15 protein-coding genes are annotated in these 18919 nt (G+C 52.6%); 7 read left to right on the top strand and 8 right to left on the bottom strand.

What is annotated here, in order from left to right; genetic code table 11:
* Nucleotides 1-18: 18 nt before the first annotated feature.
* From FHS30_RS17350 to FHS30_RS02890, 3 genes are all read right to left on the bottom strand, one after another.
* On the bottom strand, nucleotides 19-909 hold the full coding sequence (locus tag FHS30_RS17350; RefSeq protein ID WP_183908121.1) for a 2OG-Fe(II) oxygenase: 891 nt from the start codon (nucleotides 907-909) through the stop codon (nucleotides 19-21).
* 56 nt (nucleotides 910-965) lie between these two features.
* A complete protein-coding gene (locus FHS30_RS02895; protein WP_183908119.1) occupies nucleotides 966-2069 on the bottom strand; it encodes a phosphoribosylaminoimidazolesuccinocarboxamide synthase in 1104 nt (367 codons plus the stop codon).
* Between the two features lie 100 nt (nucleotides 2070-2169).
* Entirely contained in the window at nucleotides 2170-2643 is a 474-nt protein-coding gene (locus FHS30_RS02890) for a hypothetical protein (protein WP_183908117.1), read from the bottom strand.
* Nucleotides 2644-2856: 213 nt separating this feature from the next.
* On the opposite strand from FHS30_RS02890, the gene FHS30_RS02885 reads away from it, so the two are divergent.
* Entirely contained in the window at nucleotides 2857-3147 is a 291-nt protein-coding gene (locus FHS30_RS02885) for a hypothetical protein (protein ID WP_183908115.1), read from the top strand.
* Nucleotides 3148-3209: 62 nt separating this feature from the next.
* On the opposite strand, the gene FHS30_RS02880 is transcribed toward FHS30_RS02885, so the two are convergent.
* Entirely contained in the window at nucleotides 3210-3842 is a 633-nt protein-coding gene (locus FHS30_RS02880) for an outer membrane beta-barrel protein (RefSeq protein WP_183908113.1), read from the bottom strand.
* 164 nt (nucleotides 3843-4006) lie between these two features.
* Here FHS30_RS02880 and FHS30_RS02875 point away from each other — a divergent pair, with 164 nt between their 5' ends.
* Together FHS30_RS02875 and FHS30_RS02870 are read left to right on the top strand one after the other, a co-directional pair.
* Nucleotides 4007-4327 carry a MazG-like family protein gene (locus FHS30_RS02875; RefSeq protein WP_183908111.1) on the top strand — a complete coding sequence of 107 codons (321 nt, stop codon included), beginning with the start codon at nucleotides 4007-4009 and terminating at the stop codon, nucleotides 4325-4327.
* Between the two features lie 117 nt (nucleotides 4328-4444).
* Entirely contained in the window at nucleotides 4445-6136 is a 1692-nt protein-coding gene (locus FHS30_RS02870; RefSeq protein WP_183908109.1) for a dipeptidyl-peptidase 3 family protein, read from the top strand.
* Between the two features lie 71 nt (nucleotides 6137-6207).
* Here FHS30_RS02870 and FHS30_RS02865 read toward each other — a convergent pair whose 3' ends face one another.
* The 3 genes from FHS30_RS02865 to gndA form a co-directional block, all read right to left on the bottom strand.
* A complete protein-coding gene (locus FHS30_RS02865) occupies nucleotides 6208-8088 on the bottom strand; it encodes a DUF4382 domain-containing protein (RefSeq protein WP_183908107.1) in 1881 nt (626 codons plus the stop codon).
* Nucleotides 8089-8175: 87 nt separating this feature from the next.
* Nucleotides 8176-8862 (bottom strand): substrate-binding periplasmic protein, encoded by a 687-nt coding sequence (locus tag FHS30_RS02860; RefSeq protein ID WP_183908105.1) that lies wholly within the window; start codon nucleotides 8860-8862, stop codon nucleotides 8176-8178.
* Nucleotides 8863-9082: 220 nt separating this feature from the next.
* Nucleotides 9083-10612 carry an NADP-dependent phosphogluconate dehydrogenase gene (gene gndA, locus FHS30_RS02855; protein ID WP_183908103.1) on the bottom strand — a complete coding sequence of 510 codons (1530 nt, stop codon included), beginning with the start codon at nucleotides 10610-10612 and terminating at the stop codon, nucleotides 9083-9085.
* Nucleotides 10613-11024: 412 nt separating this feature from the next.
* Here gndA and FHS30_RS02850 point away from each other — a divergent pair, with 412 nt between their 5' ends.
* From FHS30_RS02850 to FHS30_RS02840, 3 genes are read left to right on the top strand one after another with little or no spacing between them, the layout of a single operon-like run.
* Nucleotides 11025-12203, top strand: a complete 1179-nt coding sequence (locus tag FHS30_RS02850) for a thiamine pyrophosphate-dependent dehydrogenase E1 component subunit alpha (protein ID WP_183908101.1) — start codon at nucleotides 11025-11027, stop codon at nucleotides 12201-12203.
* 2 nt (nucleotides 12204-12205) lie between these two features.
* Nucleotides 12206-13183, top strand: coding sequence for an alpha-ketoacid dehydrogenase subunit beta (locus tag FHS30_RS02845; protein ID WP_183908099.1), 978 nt, complete (start codon nucleotides 12206-12208; stop codon nucleotides 13181-13183).
* 23 nt (nucleotides 13184-13206) lie between these two features.
* The gene (locus tag FHS30_RS02840) at nucleotides 13207-14460 is read left to right on the top strand and encodes a 2-oxo acid dehydrogenase subunit E2 (protein ID WP_183908097.1); all 1254 of its coding nucleotides are present in this window, start codon (nucleotides 13207-13209) and stop codon (nucleotides 14458-14460) included.
* 815 nt (nucleotides 14461-15275) lie between these two features.
* Here FHS30_RS02840 and FHS30_RS02835 read toward each other — a convergent pair.
* A complete protein-coding gene (locus FHS30_RS02835; RefSeq protein WP_183908095.1) occupies nucleotides 15276-17066 on the bottom strand; it encodes a hypothetical protein in 1791 nt (596 codons plus the stop codon).
* Between the two features lie 880 nt (nucleotides 17067-17946).
* Between FHS30_RS02835 and FHS30_RS02830 the strand changes: the two genes are divergently transcribed.
* Nucleotides 17947-18840 carry a TolB-like translocation protein gene (locus FHS30_RS02830; protein WP_221197123.1) on the top strand — a complete coding sequence of 298 codons (894 nt, stop codon included), beginning with the start codon at nucleotides 17947-17949 and terminating at the stop codon, nucleotides 18838-18840.
* Nucleotides 18841-18919 lie beyond the last annotated feature (79 nt).

Here is an 18919-nt window from a genome sequence, read left to right as displayed (position 1 = left end):
AGCATCAGGCAAACAGCGCTACCCCCTTCTATCACTAGCGGGGGGTACAAACATAGGACTGGGCCCGCGGTCGCGAAACCATTTCGTAACAATGAACTTGGTACCCGCCTCCACCGGCATGCCCTGGTGCTGAGTGACTGGGTTGGGCGAGCCATCAGCTTGCAAATTATTCCACACCAACGCCGTTCCCGGCCTGGGGAAAAAGGACCGATTCAGATGGGTAAAATGGGTGGCGCCACCGGCGTCGGTGGCGTTCAGGTAGATCATGAAGGTCCAGCTGCGCTGGCCCCGGGCGCCGGCAAATTGCGCGTATTCCGGCGTGTTGGGCTGAAAATAATCGGTATGCGCTTTAAATTCTTGGCCCACTTCGTACTTTTGGCCTTGGGTGGCCTCGGCCCACGCTAGATTCAACCCGAGGGCATGCCCTATTTCGGCATCCAACGCTGCGACTCGCGCATCCTGCAATTGACCGAGATCGCAGGTCTGGCTGGTGCGAAAACCATAGTGCAGGTTGCCCGTGGTCACCGTGGACGGACGCAGCCAGACATCCATGAGCTCTACAATATCGGCGCAAGTTTCGGCATCTAAGAAGTCGGGAATTTCATACAGTTGCAATCGATCGTCGGTCACTGCGCGCCCGCCCAGTGCGTCTAAGTTGCGCAGTAGCGGCGGGTTTGCCAGCGCCTGATAGTCGATGCCCGCCATGGTGGGGGCATTACCTGCACCCGCTAGAGCACAGGCGACCTGATCTAAGCTAAAACCGTGACCGGCCAAAATGCGAGCTAATTCGCTGGGATCGCAACCGCGCGCCAAGTTGTGCTGCGTCCATTTGAGCCACTGCGCATCCACCACACTCTCCTCAAAGCCTCGCCTCGGAAGGCCTTTGCCTCTGGGAGTATAGTCACTCACCTAGGCGTCGCTGAGTGGGCGCATTGGCAATAAACGCCGCAGTAGGACATCAGCCGTTAATCGATCAACCCAAACTGGTCCTGCAGCACTTGGACGATTTCCGCCTTAGGGTTATCTGACAGGGCCACCGGCTGACCGGTGATTTTTTCCGCAATACCGGTATAGGTGCGCGAAATATCCATCAAGGCGTCGAGCGGTAATGCATTGTCACGCGCCAAAGCCTCACGCTCAGGCATGCGATCTTTGTTGAGCAGTATGTCGGGGTCTGGGAAGTGATTGAGTAGAAACTGCCGAAAACCCTCTTTAGAATTTTCCACAATTTTGCCTTCACCGTAGGCTTTGGCATCCCAAATACGCGATGAGTCAGGCGTGCCCACCTCATCCATATAGATGAGCTTTTCCTGACCATTACTGTCTGTGACATAGCCAAATTCAAACTTGGTATCCACAAAAATCTGATCATTGCGCTTTAGTGCGTCGCTAATCACGCCAAACCCTTGTTTAAGCAGGGTTTCATAGGCCGCGATGTCGGACTTGGCAGAAAAGCCGAAGGCCTTAAAATTGTGCTCAAGATCCTGGCGAGTGATATTGACGTCATCAGCCTCTGGCACGCCCGGAATGCCTTTCAAAATGCCTTTAGTAGACGGGGTAATGAGCAATTCCGGCAAGGCTTGGTCTTTCGCTAGGCCTTCTGGCAATTGAATACCGCAAAAATTCCGTTCTCCCTTGCTGTAGGCGCGCCACATAGATCCGGTAATGTATTGGCGGCAAATGGCTTCCACCATTACTGGCCGGGCCTTTTGCACAATCCACACCAAAGGGTGAGGGATATCTAAGATATGGCTATCGGCCAGTCCCTTGGATTTGAACAGGCGGAACCAATAGTTAGAAATAGCATTCAGTGCCGCGCCTTTGCCGGGCACGCCCTGCATATCGCCCTCGGCATGCCAAATGCAGTCAAATGCTGAAATCCGATCGCTAATGACCATGATCGCCAAGGGTGCATCGGGGGCCACGTCATAACCCTTTTGCGCGATGAGCCGCTGACTGTCCTCCGGGGTCAACCAATAGACTGAGCGCACCTTGCCACTGTGAACTGGCGTGTTGGTGCGGATCGGGAGGTCGTCGTTAACGGCTAATACCTGACGGGCTAGACTCATTGGATCATCCTATGCTGGCTGCGGCCAGACGGCTTTGCGGGGCTGGCAGAAAGGCCGCGATTTTACCAGACAAGTGCGTGTTTACCACTCGCGTAAAAATCTATTTCACCCGTTCTACGCGCACCATACCGCGGCGGCCTTCCAGAAAAAGTTGATTGGAGCTCAGTGCACCTTTTTCAATGCGAACTTGGTCGCCCACCTTATAGCGAAAGCGCGAAGCCTCTTTCTCCCGCCAAATATGGCCATTGGCCAAGGTCAGATAGCGGTATTTTCTAGCGTCCTCAGCCACTTGGGTAATAGTAGAGCGCAGTACTGGAGATTGTGCTTCTGCCTGTTGAGCCTCCGGTGAAGGGAAGGCTTGTTCAATGGCTGCCTCTTGGGGGGCTGCTTGCGGGTTCGACAATACAGTGTCGTAACACACTAATCGGGCCATGGCCGCGGTCACTTTTGTGCACTCGAGGGCTTTATCGAAACAGGCTACCTTTTCACCCACTTGCTCTGTGCCTGCACAATCCGCCGCTGTCGAGGGATGAATCACCATAAAAATCAAACACGTCAATATTTGTCTATACATACCACCTCCCTGATTTACGCGAAGGATAGAGGAGCCGTTTGAACATCTCAATACAATAAAAATTCAAAAACTCCTAGATTTTCGCTATAGCACTAAGAAACCGAGCATAGAAATTCAAAAATACATGCGAAAACGGTATTGGCCGAAGTAACGAGCCATCGCTATAGTCCTCTCCGTCAGTTACGAATCGTTACACATTTTCGGAGAGTTACCTTGAACAAAGTACTTGCTGTTTTATTTGCTACCGCCTTGCTATCTACCGCTGCACAAGCTTGCGTTAAGCCGAACGCGCCCGAACTGCCAGACCCAGCCAGCGCCGTGACTGCTCAAATGATCAAAGCGAAAAATGACGTCAAAGCTTACCTAGATGCCGCCAACGGCTACATTGATTGCGTCAAGGGTAGCGCCAGCCGCCACAACGCCATGGTTGATGAAATGGAAAAGGTAGCCGACACCTTTAACGCCGCCGTGCGCACTTATAAAGAGCGCATGACTAAGGCGTAACTTTATACCGCCGAATACCAAAAAACCGCGCAATTGCGCGGTTTTTCAGTTACAGCCAAACCTTAAAAGGAAATGCGCAAGCCCGCTTCCACATAACCAAAATCCAAACTAAAGCTGTCAGCAGCGGTATCCAATTCAAAATCGCGGTATTTATACCCGCCACCTACTGCGATGGTGGGCGTAAAATACCAGTAGCCGTTAACACCGTACTCGTTAAACGTAAAGTCGCCCAAATCTGCCTGCTCATAGTGGGCCTCTAACGTAAACCTTTCGGCCACTGAAAGGTCGGCCGCGACGCCATACAGCGTACCGGAATCCTCAATTACCCCATCTTCGTCTGTTATTTCATCGCTGGCATAACCAACATAGGCCTTCAGCGCAAATAGGTCACCGAGCGGCAAGCGCCCGCCCGCATACACCTTGCCCATGGTGATTTCTGTTTTGTCATCAAATACAGTATCGGCGCTGTAATCATAACTGCCTTGCCAAAACGCATACGGGCCCATAGGTACGTAGAAGGCACCTTTTATGCCTTGCATCCGCAATTCAGAGTCATAGGACAAACCGACTTCCGAATAGTCCGATGATATACCGCCCAAATAACTCACATCCAAATTGACGCGGTGCTCGGCCTGAGCCTGCGACGCCATCGTGGTTGCCGCGATCACGCCCACGGCCAATAAAGATTTAAACATATTCAGGTCCCTAAATTAGTTGTCCCGCCTATGATGCCAGTATTTTCACGAATGTCTATGCAACAGCTCTACAGTGATGCACCAAGGTCACGCGATAGCCGTTACAGCGCAATGTAAAAGTGCTAGGCTAAAGCCACTTAAACGTTACTGTTAAGGCGCTGACAATGGACTTAAAGCACATCATCAAAGAATACAACACCCTCTGCGAAGACAACGACTGGCAGGTTTTTCACACCCCAAAAAACCTCGCCTCTGCCGTCGCTGTGAGCGCCAGTAAAATTTTGCAGCACTACCAATGGATCACGGAAGAGGAATCTATCACTTTGGGCCGAATTCCCCAGAGCCGCGAGCGCATTGAAGCTGAAATCAGCGAAACGTTTTTTTACCTGCTGGCGCTAGCCAATCGCACCGGTATTGACTTTGAACAAGCCATTGCTAACAAAGCGAGAAAAGACGCTAGAGACTACCAAGGCGCGCCCGACTGACGTCTAGACTGATCGCGACTGGATGGCGCAGGCCACCCAGCCGCGCTTCCGGATTCACGCTCCCCAACCGTCTTAAACCCACGATAATCCATAACAAACACCCAGAACGAGGCTTATATGCGTATCCAATCACTTGTGGGCGCACTTTGCGCAACACTTCTATTGGCCGGTTGCGGCCAAAAAACCGAAACACCTAAGCAAGCCAGCGCCACGCCACCGAGTGAAGCGCTCACCGCCAAACAGTCAGACCGATTTGACATCTACGCGGACTACACCCTCAGCGCAGACTTATCTCACCTGTCTGACAACCAACGCAAAATGATTAGCCTGTTAATCGACGCCAGCAAAATCATGGACGAGCTATTTTGGCTACAGGCCTATGGTGACAAGCAAGCACTGCTATCGCGCATTGCCGACCCGACTACGCGCCGCTTTGCCGACATCAACTACGGCCCCTGGGATCGCTTGGCAGAAGACTCCTCCTTTATCGCGCAGATTGGCGAAAAACCCAAAGGCGCGCAATTTTACCCAGCCGACATGACCAAGGCCGAATACGAAACCTGGCGCGCCGAGAACGACGTGATGCTCAGCACCACCCGCGACCTAGAACAGTATTCAGTCATGGAGCGCGCATCCAACGGTCAACTGATAGCGGTACCCTACAGCAAAAAATTCGCAAGCCAACTCAAGCGCGCCGCCGAACTGCTGCGTCAAGCGGCACAGCTGGCCGACAATGCGGAATTTAAAAACTACCTAAACATGCGTGCTTACGCGCTTGAAACCGACGACTATCAGCCGTCGGACATGGCGTGGATGGACATGAAAACCAATCCCGTCGAACTGGTTATCGGCGCCATCGAAACCTACGAAGATTTGCTCTTTGGCTACCGCACGGCCTATGAGTCTTACGTCCTGATCAAAGATCAAGCGTGGAGTGAGAAGCTGGCCCACTACGCCGCTTTCCTGCCCGAATTACAAGCCAACCTGCCAGTTGATAAAGCCTATAAAACTGAAATGCCCGGCACCGATGCCGACCTCAACGCCTACGACGTGGTCTATTACGCGGGTCACTCCAACGCCGGCTCAAAAACCATCGCCATCAACCTGCCCAACGACGAGCAAGTACAACTGGAGAAAGGCACCCGCCGCCTGCAGTTGAAAAATGCCATGCGCGCCAAGTTCGACAAGATTTTGAAGCCTATTGCGCAGCAGTTAATTGCCAAAGATCAACAACACTTCATCACCTTTGACGCCTTTTTTGCCAACACCATGTTCCACGAAGTAGCCCATGGCCTCGGCATTAAAAACACTGTCAACGGCAAAGGCTTGGTGCGCACCGCGTTAAAAGAAACGGCTTCGTCTATCGAAGAGGGCAAAGCCGACATCTTGGGACTTTACATGATCTCTGAATTGTACAAACGCGATCAGATTTCCGAAGGCCAGCTGATGGACAACTACGTGACCTTCTTGGCCGGCATTTTCCGCTCCGTGCGTTTTGGTGCCACCTCCGCGCACGGCAAAGCCAACATGGTTCGCTTTAATTTCTTCCGCGATGCCGGCGCCTTCAGCGTCGATAAAGACGGCCGCTTCCGCGTCGAATTCGATGCCATGACCAAAGCCGTTAACGACTTGTCGAATTTGCTGCTCACCCTACAGGGCAATGGCGACTACGATGGCGTGGTACAACTGATAGAAGAGAAGGGCCAGATGGGTGCAGACCTACAAGCCGAACTCGATAAGCTGACCGCCGCCGGCATTCCGGTAGATATCGTCTTTATCCAAGGCAAAGACGTGCTCGGTTTACAGTAAATAATCGGTGCAAAAACAAGGCCGCCCTCGGGCGGCCTTTTTGTTGCTAAATACAGCCACTGGGTCATGCACTAGAGCGCGACTTCCTCCACGACAATCACCAAGCGATGACTGTTAAAGGTCGCCGCATCCGCCTGCCAATGACCACCACCGCTCACGCCAACGATGGCGTACCCGGCGTCAAGCTGTTCGGTCAGTTCGGCCGCTAGGTTTGCAAAGTTGAAAAAGATGTGGATACCCGTCTCGCCTTTTACCGCTAACGTATAAACGGTTTTTCCGTCTGAGGTTGGCGCAATGGTAACCTGCTCGAATTCGCTGAGGTTGTCTCGAAAACCGGCCACGCTCAGCAGTGCGCGATCAACATCCACCAAATTCATCACAATTGATTGACTGTCCACACTCACAGGCACCGTTGGCGTTGCATCCCAGCGCAAGTGCAAGCCCGCTGCACGCACAGCCATATTCAAGTCGATCAATGTGGTCGCGGAAAAATCCCACGGATTAATGGCGGCGCCAACACTAAAGTCATAGGCGCTTACCCAGCCGCGCGCCTTGAGATAGTCACCGGCTTCAAGGGTGTGTGGCAACGCGTTGTCGAACACGCGATAGGCCATAGGGTCAGCGCCGGCTTGCGTCCATTCATAGGCAGCGGGACGACGCCCATTGAATAGGGAAAGTTCGCTGACAATGACGCCGGAGGCCACCGACACAACGCGAGACCGCAATTGGTTTTTCAACAGACTCACGTGATCTGCGTCGACATCGCCACCGGCTTCGGCATCATAAACGCGCACGCGCTGACCAATGCTCACTGACGTATCACTCAGCGCATTGGGTTGACCTGCGTAAGAAATGTGCGTGTCAGCCGACAGCGAAAATTGCAGTTGCGGGCTCACCTCAATACCTGCGTCCTCCGGCGTAAAACGCACGCCCTGCACAGTCACTTGATTGCCATCGCGGGCAGTAACCACGCCTTTAATAAATTCACCGCCGGCCCACGGCACACTCGAGCCCGCAAAGACCGTGTCCACCACAAAGCGCTCATCGGATTCGACAAAATGCCCACTCGTTACCACCGGTGTATCGACGTCCAGCGCGGCGAGTGCGGCAACGCCTTCAGTGGCGGTATAACTTTGCTGATCGATTTCGTAAACGGCATCTGCCGATAACCTCAGCGCAATTTCGCCAAAGGCACCCGCGCGCAAATGAAAGGGCCGAATGGCCAAAGTGACACTCGGCGCGTCGCTATCCACACTTTGCAACAATCCGCGAATGCGGTGTTCACGCTCCGTATCTAATAGCGGTTCAGCTACCCAAACCGCCGACACCTCTGTGGTGGCACTGTCATCGGAGATATCGCCGGGAGTGCCCGCATCGTCGATGGTCACGGTATTGGACGCATCCAAATCAAAATCCAAGGTAAAGCGCGCAGGCGTTCCGGGCCGTAGCCGGAAACCTTGGTCTTCGCCAAAGGTCGACAGACTGATCTCAACACTGACCTGCGTTAAGGGATCGCCTTGTGTATCGATTGCAACGGCGGGCAACACATTGCCTTCGGCATCTTGGGTCACAATATTGGCGGCGCTAAAATCTAAATTGGCGAGTGCGTGGGTGTACACCCCCACCGGCACACTGGCCACCGAAAGAATTTCAGTTACATCGGTATACTGCGCAAAATCAATGCGCGCGCTGGCGGGCAATACGCTAATTTGATCGCCAGCGGCGTTCACTAACTCTAAACTTTCAAGCGCCACTTCGTATTGTAAAAAATCGCCCTCTGCATCGGTAACCCCTATGGTCAGACTGGTGGTTTCAATGGCCGCAGCTGGTGGCGTTGGCGGTGGCGCCTCACTACTCGCCCCACCCGACCCTCCACACGCCATTAAACTGCTGCACAAAAGCGCACCCACCAACCGCGTCCAAACGGGCGCCGAGATAAATAGATTTTTCATTGTGAACTCCCAGATATTTAATTGAACACTGGGTACAACGGCGCAGCATAGATATGGTTGACAAACGAGGGAAAAAAAACGCGCAACTCAATTTGCGCGATGGTTGGGCCACTGGGTAAGATGCTGCAGCAAATAGTGGTGGAGTGCAGATTGCGTGCGAGGCACCAAAATACGACGCGCAAATGTATCGTGTGGGGTTTGCGCCACATGATAGCGCCCCTGCCACTGATGTTGCTCCTGAAAATAGCGCAACAACGATAAACTGATGATGCCAAAATCGCAGCGGCCCAAATCCAGCATTTCTAAAATAACGCTTTCTCTGGCCGTCGCCACCTTGCGCAAAACGCCGCGCTGAATAGATTCCGTGACACCCAAATAGTAATTGCCCAATACAAGGCAGGCCTGCTTGCCGTGCAGCGAATCGACACCGGCAAAATCAAAGGGCGCAACGGCGCGAGAGACAAAAACATCTTGATCAAAAAATACGGGAGAGGTCCACAAATAGACTTCTTCATTGGGATCGTTAAACCACAATGGATTGACCCCAAGCACAGGGCCATCTAATTGATTTTGCTCTAGCAATCGCTCAACGCGATTGCGCGGCAGGTAGCGCAATTCAAATTGGAATTCCTGCCCCACCTCGTTGAGATAGCGCACCAAATCATAGTACTCACCCTGTGCCTGCACCTTATCAATCATATAGGGCGGCTTATCGTGATAGGCATAGAAGGGAATGATTTTAGCCGCTTGAGATTCTTCAGTATCAGCGGCCATCAACGGCGCACTCAGTAAAACTGTTGCCAACACCAGTAAACGGGAAAGTGGCAACGGTATGACTTGTGCGAAAGAAATAGAGATAGGTCGCTCCTATGTTTGTTGCGTCTAGTGGCTTGTCGTATCTAGTGATTGCCGTGTCTGGTGATTGGCGTGTCTGGTAATTGGCGTGCTCAGCTGCGCGAACAACTGACTCACCCTCAGCGCTCGCGCACACTGCCTACTTCATTTTCACCACGGGACGGCTAGGGTCGCTCCACTCTACGTGGTACTTTTTACCGCGCGGTTTATCGGTGCGCTCAAAGGTGTGGGCACCAAAGTAGTCGCGCTGCCCTTGCAAGAGATTGGCCGGCAATACCGCCGTACGGTAGGCATCATAGTAGCTCAAAGCTGAGCTCAGTGCCGCCACGGGTATCCCCCACAAGCTGGCATTAGCCACCGCTTTGCGCCAATTGCGCTGGTAGGTGGAAATCTGTTCGGCGAAATACTCATCTAGCAACAGGTTTTCCAGCTCTTCATTGCGCTCGTAGGCATCGGCAATGGACTGCAAAAACACCGCACGGATAATACAACCGGCCCGCCATATTTTCGCAATTTCGCCGAAGTTAAGCGTCCAGCCCTGCTCATTCGCAGCGGTTTTCATCAAATCAAAGCCCTGCGCATAGGCGCAGATCTTGGCGCAGTAGAGTGCGTCGTGCAGCTGATCGATAATGGCGTCGCGCTCTGCCGCCGATGGAAGCGCCTGGTCGGGGCCGGCCAGCATGCCCGCGGCCTTTACGCGCTGGTCTTTTAGCGTTGAGATGGAGCGCGCAAATACCGCCTCGGAAATGGTGGGTGCGGGGCAACCCAACTGCAAACTGCTCACCGCCGTCCACAGGCCGGTGCCCTTTTGGCCCGCCTTGTCCAAAATCATGCTCACCAAAGGTGCGCCGGTGTCACTGTCTTGGGTATCCAGCACCTCGGCGGAGATTTCAATTAAGTAGCTGTTTAGGATGCCGTCATTCCAGCGACGGAACACCGCGGCGATGTCGGTATCGCTCATGCACAAGGCGTCGCGCATGACCTGATAAGCCTCACAAATGAGCTGCATGTCGGCGTATTCAATGCCGTTGTGCACCATTTTCACATAGTGCCCAGAGCCACTGGGGCCTATGTAGGCCGCACAGGGTTCACCCTTGGCCACTACTTCACCGGGCGCCTTGCGCTCGATGGGCTTGCCGGTTTGCGGGTCCACTTTAGCGGCAATGGCCTCCCACATGGGCTTGATGCGGGTCCACGCATAGGGGTCACCGCTGGGCATCAACGATGGTCCGAAGCGAGCACCCACTTCGCCGCCAGACACCGCCGTTGAGAACAGTATGAACTTACCTTCGTATTCTTTTTCGCGGCGCTGGGTATCGGTCCACAGGCTGTTACCGGTATCGACAACGATATCATCGGCCTGTAAACCGGCGTCAATTAACTTGTGACACACATCATCAACCGGCCCGCCGGCGGGCACAGACACCACGATCAAATGGGGCGCACTCAGGCTCGCCAATAGATCCGTGTAGGAGTTGCAGGTCAGCACGCGGGGCGGATTGTCGCCGCGCTCGGCGTCATCTTGAGCCCGCAGCGCGTCTAACTTGGACTGATCCAAATCAAAGGCAATCACGCGAAAGCCGTTATCCACCAAATTCATGATGAGGTTTTTCCCCATCACGCCGGCGCCGACGAATCCAATGTCACAAGGTTGGCCTGATACGGGCATGGTGGGAGTTCCTCTATGAGTAAATGGGTAGCTAGGCGCTTAAAGGTGGCATTTTACGCCATTCCGACCCCATAAAGGGAGCATTCCTAGGTAAACAGCATAGACGTAACAGTGGTAGAACGGGCCATATCAACTATCATTTCTTATATTCTTGGTATAAGTCACTAATTTTTAGCCTTTGAAAGCAACTAATATCCCAAGATATGGTCGGCGCACCTCAAGATAAGTAGGACTCACCAGAGCTTGCCATGCTAATTTTTCCGGCTATTGGCTGGGACTTGGGCGACTACACTCAGAGACCCTGGCTGGGCCGGAAAGAGCCACCGGCAAGAGCTGCATTTTGACCGTCTTCGGCAGGCAGATGCTTATAAAAAGTCTCAATCCACACCACCCCACGGGTAAGAGGTAATAGATGAGCGATAAAATCACCCACGAGCTGCGACTGATGTCCGGCTTTGAAATGCCCATTTCCACGCTGAGCCTACTCAAGGCCGACGGTAGCCTGCACAAGGGCGCAAAAGCCCCCAAGCTCAGCAAGGAAACGGCACTGCGCATTTACGACACCATGCTCTTCATTCGCGTACTGGATGAACGCATGGTCGGCGCCCAGCGCCAAGGCCGCCTGAGCTTTTACATGACCTGCACCGGCGAAGAGGCCGCAGTGATTGGCTCGGCCGCCGCCTTCGAAGACAAAGACATGATCATGGGCCAATACCGCGAACACGGCGCCCTGCGCTACCGCGGTTTCACCACCCAGCAGTTCATGCACCAGATGCTGTCAAACAGCAAAGATCTGGGCAAGGGTCGCCAAATGCCGATTCACTACGGCAGCAACGAACTCAACTACATGACCATCTCTTCACCGCTGGCCACCCAGATTCCCCAAGCCGCCGGTTACGCCTACGCGCAAAAACTGGAAGGCAACAACGCCTGCACCCTGGTGTATTTCGGCGAAGGCGCCGCCAGTGAGGGCGACTTCCACGCCGGCATGAACATGGCCGCCGTGCTAAAGTGCCCCACCGTGTTTTTCTGCCGCAACAACGGCTACGCCATCTCTACCCCCAGCGAAGAACAATACGCCGGTGACGGCATTGCCGCGCGCGGTGTCGGCTACGGCATGAAAACCATCCGCGTGGATGGCAACGATGTGCTGGCCGTGTACGCAGCCTGCGTGGAAGCGCGCAAGATCGCCGTTGAAAATCACGAGCCTGTATTAGTCGAAGCCATGAGCTACCGCTTGGGTGCCCACTCCACCTCTGACGATCCATCGGGCTACCGCTCGCGCGAAGAAGAAGACAAGTGGCGGGCCGTTGATCCAGTGCTGCGCATGAAAAACTGGATGATCGCCAAAAAGTGGTGGACCGAAGCCGAAGAAAAAACGGCCATGGAAAACTATCGCAAAGAAGTGCTGGATACCCTGAAGGCCACCGAAAAAGTACCAGCGCCCGCACTGGGTGAGCTGATCACCGACGTCTACGACAAACCCGATGCCAATCTGGAAAATCAACTGGCGAGCCTGCGCGAACACATCGCCAAGTACCCAGAAAAATACCCCAAGACTGCGGCAAGCGTTAACGGTGAGGAGCACTGATCATGGCGAAAATGAATTTATTGCAAGCCGTTAACAACGCACTCGACTTGGCCATGGCCAACGACAAGCGCGTAGTGTGTTTCGGCGAAGACATCGGCAAATTTGGCGGCGTATTCCGCGCCACCAGCAACCTGCAAGACAAGTATGGCCGCGCGCGCTGCTTCAACACGCCGCTCACCGAACAGGGCATTGCCGGCTTTGCCATCGGCATGGCGGCGCAGGGACACGTGCCCGTAGCTGAAATGCAGTTTGCCGATTACATCTTCCCCGCCTTCGACCAAATCGTGAACGAAGCGGCCAAGTTCCGCTACCGCTCGGGCAACCAATTTAATGTGGCCGGCCTCACCATTCGCACGCCCTACGGCGGCGGCATCGCCGGTGGCCTGTACCACTCGCAATCTCCCGAGGCCTATTTCACTCAAACACCCGGCTTGAAAGTGGTTGTACCTTCTACACCTTACCAAGCCAAAGGGTTGTTGCTAGCGGCCATTCGCGATCCCAACCCCGTTATCTTCTTCGAACCCAAGCGCCTTTATCGCGCCGCCGTGGGCGAAGTGCCAGAGGACGATTTCGAATTGCCACTGGGCGTCGCCGAAGTGGTCAAAGAAGGTTCAGATATCACGCTATTGGCGTGGGGAGCACAAATGGAACACCTGCAAGCGGCGGCCGGCATGGCCGAAGCCGAAGGCATCTCCTGTGAAGTGATCGACCTGCGCACCCTGCTGCCGTGGGACGTTGAAACTGTGGCAAAATCCGTGAAGAAAACTGGTCGCCTGCTGATCACCCACGAAGCACCCATCACGGGTGGCTTTGCCGGTGAAATTGCCGCCACCATTCAAGATCACTGTTTCTTGTACCTGGAATCGCCCATCGCGCGCGTGTGCGGTTTGGACACCCCCTTCCCCCTCGTACACGAGAAGGAATACATGCCCGACCAGTACAAAATTTTCGAAGCCATTAAAAACAGCATTCACTACTAAGCCATTACTTTTAGGATAGAACCATGATTAAAGATTTTATTCTGCCCGATATCGGCGAAGGTATTGTGGAGTGTGAACTGGTTGAATGGCTGGTAAAAGAAGGTGACACCATCACCGAAGACCAAGCCGTGGCCGATGTCTCCACCGACAAAGCGCTGGTGCAAATTCCGTCAATGTACGACGGCAAAGTGGTTAAGCTCTACTACAAAGAAGGCGAGATCGCCAAAGTACACGAGCCACTGTTCGCCATCGAAATTAACGAAGGCGGTGCCGATGCACCGGCGGAAAAAGCCGCAGACAAGCCTGCTGAAAAAGCCGTCGACAAGCCCGCCGCCGCAGCGCAAACAGCCGCGGTAGACGACAGCGCCGACGTGGCCTTCGAGCGCAACACCTCACGCGCGCTGACCACACCGGCAGTGCGCCGCATTGCGCGCGAAAACGATGTAGATTTAAGCACCGTGCCCGCCACTGGCAAGAAAGGCCGTATTCTTAAGGAAGACATGCTGAACTTTTTGGCCGGCAACAGCCAACCAAAATCCGACAGCACTGCCGCCACCAGCAGCGCTCACGCCGCACCAACTGATCGCACCGAGCCCATCAAAGGCGTCAAAGCGGTTATGGCGCGCGCCATGCAAGAATCGGTTTCGACCATTCCCCACTTCACCTACGTGGATGAAATCGACATCACCGATCTAGTGGCGTTGCGCTTGCAGTTAAAAGCCAAATACCCCGACATCAAAATCACCATGATGCCGCTGTTTATGAAGGCACTGTCACTGGCACTGACAGAATTCCCCGCACTCAACAGCCGCGTCAACGCCGACTGCACCGAGGTCACTTATCTCGGCGCGCACAACATCGGCATGGCGGTAGATTCAAAAGTGGGCTTGTTGGTGCCGAACATTAAAAATGTTCAGTCGCTCAGCATTTTGGAATTGGCCGGTGAAATTTCTGCCCTGACCGACAGCGCCCGCTCCGGCCGCGTCAGCCCAGAAACCTTGAAAGGTGGCACCATCACCATTTCAAACGTCGGCGCCATCGGCGGCACCGCGGCTACGCCCATCATCAACAAACCCGAAGTCGCCATCGTCGCTCTGGGCAAGATGCAAACCTTGCCGCGCTTTAACGACAAAGGCGAAGTCGAAGCCCGCAAGATCATGACCGTCAGCTGGTCCGGCGACCACCGCGTCATCGACGGCGGCACCATCGCGCGCTTCAACAACCGCTGGAAGGAATTCTTAGAAGATCCTTCAAGCATGTTAATGGCCATGCGCTAAGCGCACAGCCGTTAACAACAAAAGGCAGGTCGGGTAACCGACCTGCCTTTTTTGTGCACAATAGTTTTGTAAAACGACGCTACATTTCTGGCTGACAAGAGACTTCAACCCCGCGAGTTTTGTGCCGCTTCTAACTGGGCACGCCGCAGCCCAATCCCCCGCGCCTTCACCGCTCCAGCATTGCCGTCCTGCAATGAGTCGCTCGCGCCACGTCCTTGTGGCTTGTGAAGGGCTGGGGAATTGGGCTTTATAAGATTGTGCAGGGTTCCGCGGCAAAGATGCGCGAACAACCAAACTACGAAGCACCACAACGTGAGGCCCCATGCGCAGCGGCTTACGGAGGGTGGCCTTTCTATGACGCAATATACGCGTGGCCTTCGCTACGCTGCGGGTGGTTCGTATGCACGCGCTTAACGTCGCTTGCGCTAACGCTCATGGTCTACGCGTTGCTTCGGCTCTTTGGCCACACAAAGAAAATGAACAAGGTAGCTTAAAGTGACACCCTCCCAACTCAAGACATCCTCACCAGCAATACACCATAAGTCCGCGGGTATTGTGCCGCTCCTAACCGGGCACGCCGAATTCCAATCCCCCACCCCTTCACCGCTCCAGCATTGCCGTCCTGCAATGAGTCGCTCGCGCCACGTCCTTGTGGCTTGTGAAGGGTTGGGGATTGGTCTCTCGCAGATTGTGCAGAGTTCCGCGAAATTTCGACAACCGCTCTTCAAAACGACGAAGGATTATGGACTCTCGCTGCATCCATCGTCCCTACAATAACAATTCAACATAAGGCATCGATAAAGACGCACAATGCGCTAATTTTCGTCGCTCTTTAGCAATGATCGCTGACCGATATCGATCCATTCATTGATGGGCACCAATTCACCACCATTACTATATTTGTAGTAAAGGGTGTAGTCCCCCTCGATCAAAATAATGTCTTCGTTAAACTGATGTGTGCGCCCAAAAAAGAACGCTTCACTTTCCTGTGTCCCCCCCCAAATATGACCCGATTCATATGCCGACGCTGGAAATGGCTCGCCATTGTGCGTGACACTTAAATCCACCCGCACAGAGGTCAAGTCGTGGCTCAATGTTGTATTTCCAGCTATTGCGACATTGCTGGAGATATCGGTATGGCTATTCCAAGGGATACTGACACACTGTTCACATCGGTAACGGAAGTCATAATCGCCCAATATAACGAGCGTGGTGCTCTCGGCCTGTGAGTCGGTAGTCGCCACGACAACCGGCGCCTCAGTGAGCGAGCCCTCCAGTAGCAGACTGGCTATCTCAGCCCCATCAGACGGGAATGCGGCGCCATTAAGGGTCACGTCTGTAGCAACGATAGCGGCTTCAATATCTAACTCGAGAGTACCAGCCTCTAAGATCGAAACTGCACTGGCAACCACCGCCCGAGTATTTTGCGGTACCAAATTTCCTTGAACATGGGTATACGCCAACGAATAAGTACCTGCCAAGATCAGTGCGGGTTCCAATGCACTGTTAGATGCCCCAAGCAAGCTATAACTGCCGGTCTCCTCGTCCACCAAATGTATTTCGCCGCGATGGTAAACGCTAGCGGGAAAAGCATCACCATTGAGGCTTAAACTCACCTGCCAAGAATGGCTGGAAACGGGAAATCGATAGACTGCATCACTAAAATGCTCAATATTTTTCTGAACAATTTTTGCTGCGTTGATTGGATAAAAATCTCCGGCCACATGTCTATACTCTAGATGATAACTACCATTGATCACATTAAGCCCATCGGGACGATGGTAGCTTCGGCCAAGGTATGCCTCGTCTTGCGTTTCGGAATTAACCAAAAAGAAATTCGCATAAGCATAGGGTGAACTAACAAAATCAGCCCCATTATGGGTAAACGTCGCAGTAAGCAAACTCGATTGAACATCAACAATTAACTCGCCATCTTCTATAAGCGCAATATTGCTTGCTATTCTTGCATTGCTGTTAATCGGAACTAGATCCCCACCGTTATACAGCTGATAGACAACGTGATATTCACCAGGAACAACCCAAATTGAATCTGGCATATTGGAAGTCACACCAATGGATATCAACTCGCCAGAACTTACGGATTGCAAAAATATTTCTCCACTTTCGTAAACAGAATTAGGGAATCCGCCACCGTTAAGCGTGATTACCGGGCGGACATTAACGACCGGAATATCAATATCTACGTAAGTGTCAGCATTAAAATCTATGCCCTCATTTACCAAAGCATCTTCGTTTACAGGAATAAATTCACCTTGCACGTAGTCATATCGGGCATCGTATTCCCCGTGAACTAATCGAGCACTGTATTCCAAAGCTGACGTGCTACCAATGTACGTTGGCACTTCCCTTTCATTTGCATAAATAAAGACCTCACCCCGACGATAGGCCGATTGCCATGCAAGCTGGCCATTAAACATATACATACCGCTAAGCACGCTCGATTCAACATCTAGTTCGAACGATATGCGCGGCGGTTCCGCAGCAGTGATCGGTACTTCAATTGCCGGCGAACTATCACTCCCGCCGCACGCGAATAGAAAAAGTGGCATTGAAAATAGGAAAAGCAATAGGTTACGTGTAGACATGGGAATTTCTCCACTATGTGAAACTGCGACACATAACAGCGAAATACGGTCAGCGGGACGTAAATTTACTTTAGCGTAATGTGAAACGTAATATTGGCGAGCAAGGGGCTCAAGTATAAAGCCACACTGTCCGATCTACAATTCGAAGCTATTCAAACCAGATCAATGGCCACCTAAATCAAGACGTTTTGACCCAACAAGGTGAACCAGTCAACACGCCGGCCATCATCACTACTGGCTTATAAATTGAAACTTATTATTCCTTTTAATCATTAACGAATACACCATCGTAAAGTATGACTACCGCGATCATCGCGTTTGCAATACGGATTAAGAGCGGACGAATTAAGAGCGCATTAAGAGGATGCCTACCCTAACGTGCTTAAGATGGCTGTCACGTAATTCCTAGAAGATACCACCATCGACATCTAGAACAGCGTCATGAAAAATGAATTTTCGGGCGACGGCACCATTAACGGCGAAATTGGCAATCCGGATCTGGTTTCCGATTAACAGGGGCTTTTGAGGCAAATACCTAGGTATTTGCCTCAAAACCGGATCAAAGGATCTCCATTCGCTGGCAGGTGTTGACAAACAATAGGTGTAAACAAACAACAGAAACCTAAGAGCAAACCTAAGAGAACATCCACGCTATATGAAAATCTAACCCACAGCCAAGATGGATCTCCAAACAACATCGAATCGGCTTTCGCAACTCACTAACCTTAATTTTCACTCTGTCCAACGCAAATACGTATCGCCAGCTCGGCACCGGATTGACGCGACCTAGGCAAGTCACTAAAACAGTTGCGTGGCCAATCAATTGCGGCAGGACTGGCAGCTTAACTCGCTCAATTCCAATTAATGAAAGGAATCTAATTTGAAACACATTAGCCTAGTTTCAGTTCTACTCATCTCTACTATTGGAATGAGTAACCAAAGCATTAGCGAAGATGAATTTCCTCCACTAACAGGCCCCTATATGGGTCAGACGCCTCCTGGCATGGTGGCAGAGCCGTTTGCACCGGGGATTATATCCAAGCAAGGCTGGGAGCTTGAAGGCGTGTTTGCGCCAGGCATGAAGGAATTTTATTTCACGCTCAATCGCGGCAATCCGTCAGCGACAGGCGCTGAAAGTTTTCGCCCTACCGTTATTGGCTTCAGGCAAGAAAATAACAATTGGAAAAAATATATCGAATTCCCACGTGCGGGAGAAATTACATTCTCGCCCGACGGCAAACGCATGCACATGGCTGAAGGATACAAGGACCGGACCAAAACCGGTTGGTCAGATCGGCAAAGCTTGGGCCCACTATTTGATCGCGAAGACTTTGGCATTATGCGTCTTTCAGCATCCGCCAAGGGGACCTATGTTTTCGATGACTACAAAAGTAACGGTGTAATCCGTATGTCTTCTTTAAAAGGGGATAAACACCAAGCGCCCGTAATGATGGGGCCAGAAATCAACTCAGGTAAAGCCACAGCGCACCCATTCATTGCACCAGACGAAAGCTATCTAATTTGGGATAGCAAGCGTGACGGAGGCTATGGCAATTCCGATCTATATATTAGTTTCCGACAACAAGACGGCTCTTGGGGGCCAGCCATTAACATGGGAGACCGTGTTAATTCGTCGAGTTGGGATGCCTATGCCACCGTCACGCCAGATGGCAAGTACATACTTTTTAATAGAGCCATCGATGATAATTATGAAAATGTCGATATCTATTGGGTTGATGCAAAGATTATTGAGGAACTTAGGTCAAGCAATTAGCCCCCGAAACAAAGTCGACAGGCGTATCGCCCTACTGTAATCAAAGGGTTTGCGCGAACGTCCTGCTTCCTAAATTCTG

This window comes from Simiduia aestuariiviva (genome assembly GCF_014192475.1).
GTDB classification, from domain to species: Bacteria; Pseudomonadota; Gammaproteobacteria; order Pseudomonadales; family Cellvibrionaceae; genus Simiduia; species Simiduia aestuariiviva.
This window is presented reverse-complemented; position numbering and strand designations above follow the sequence as displayed.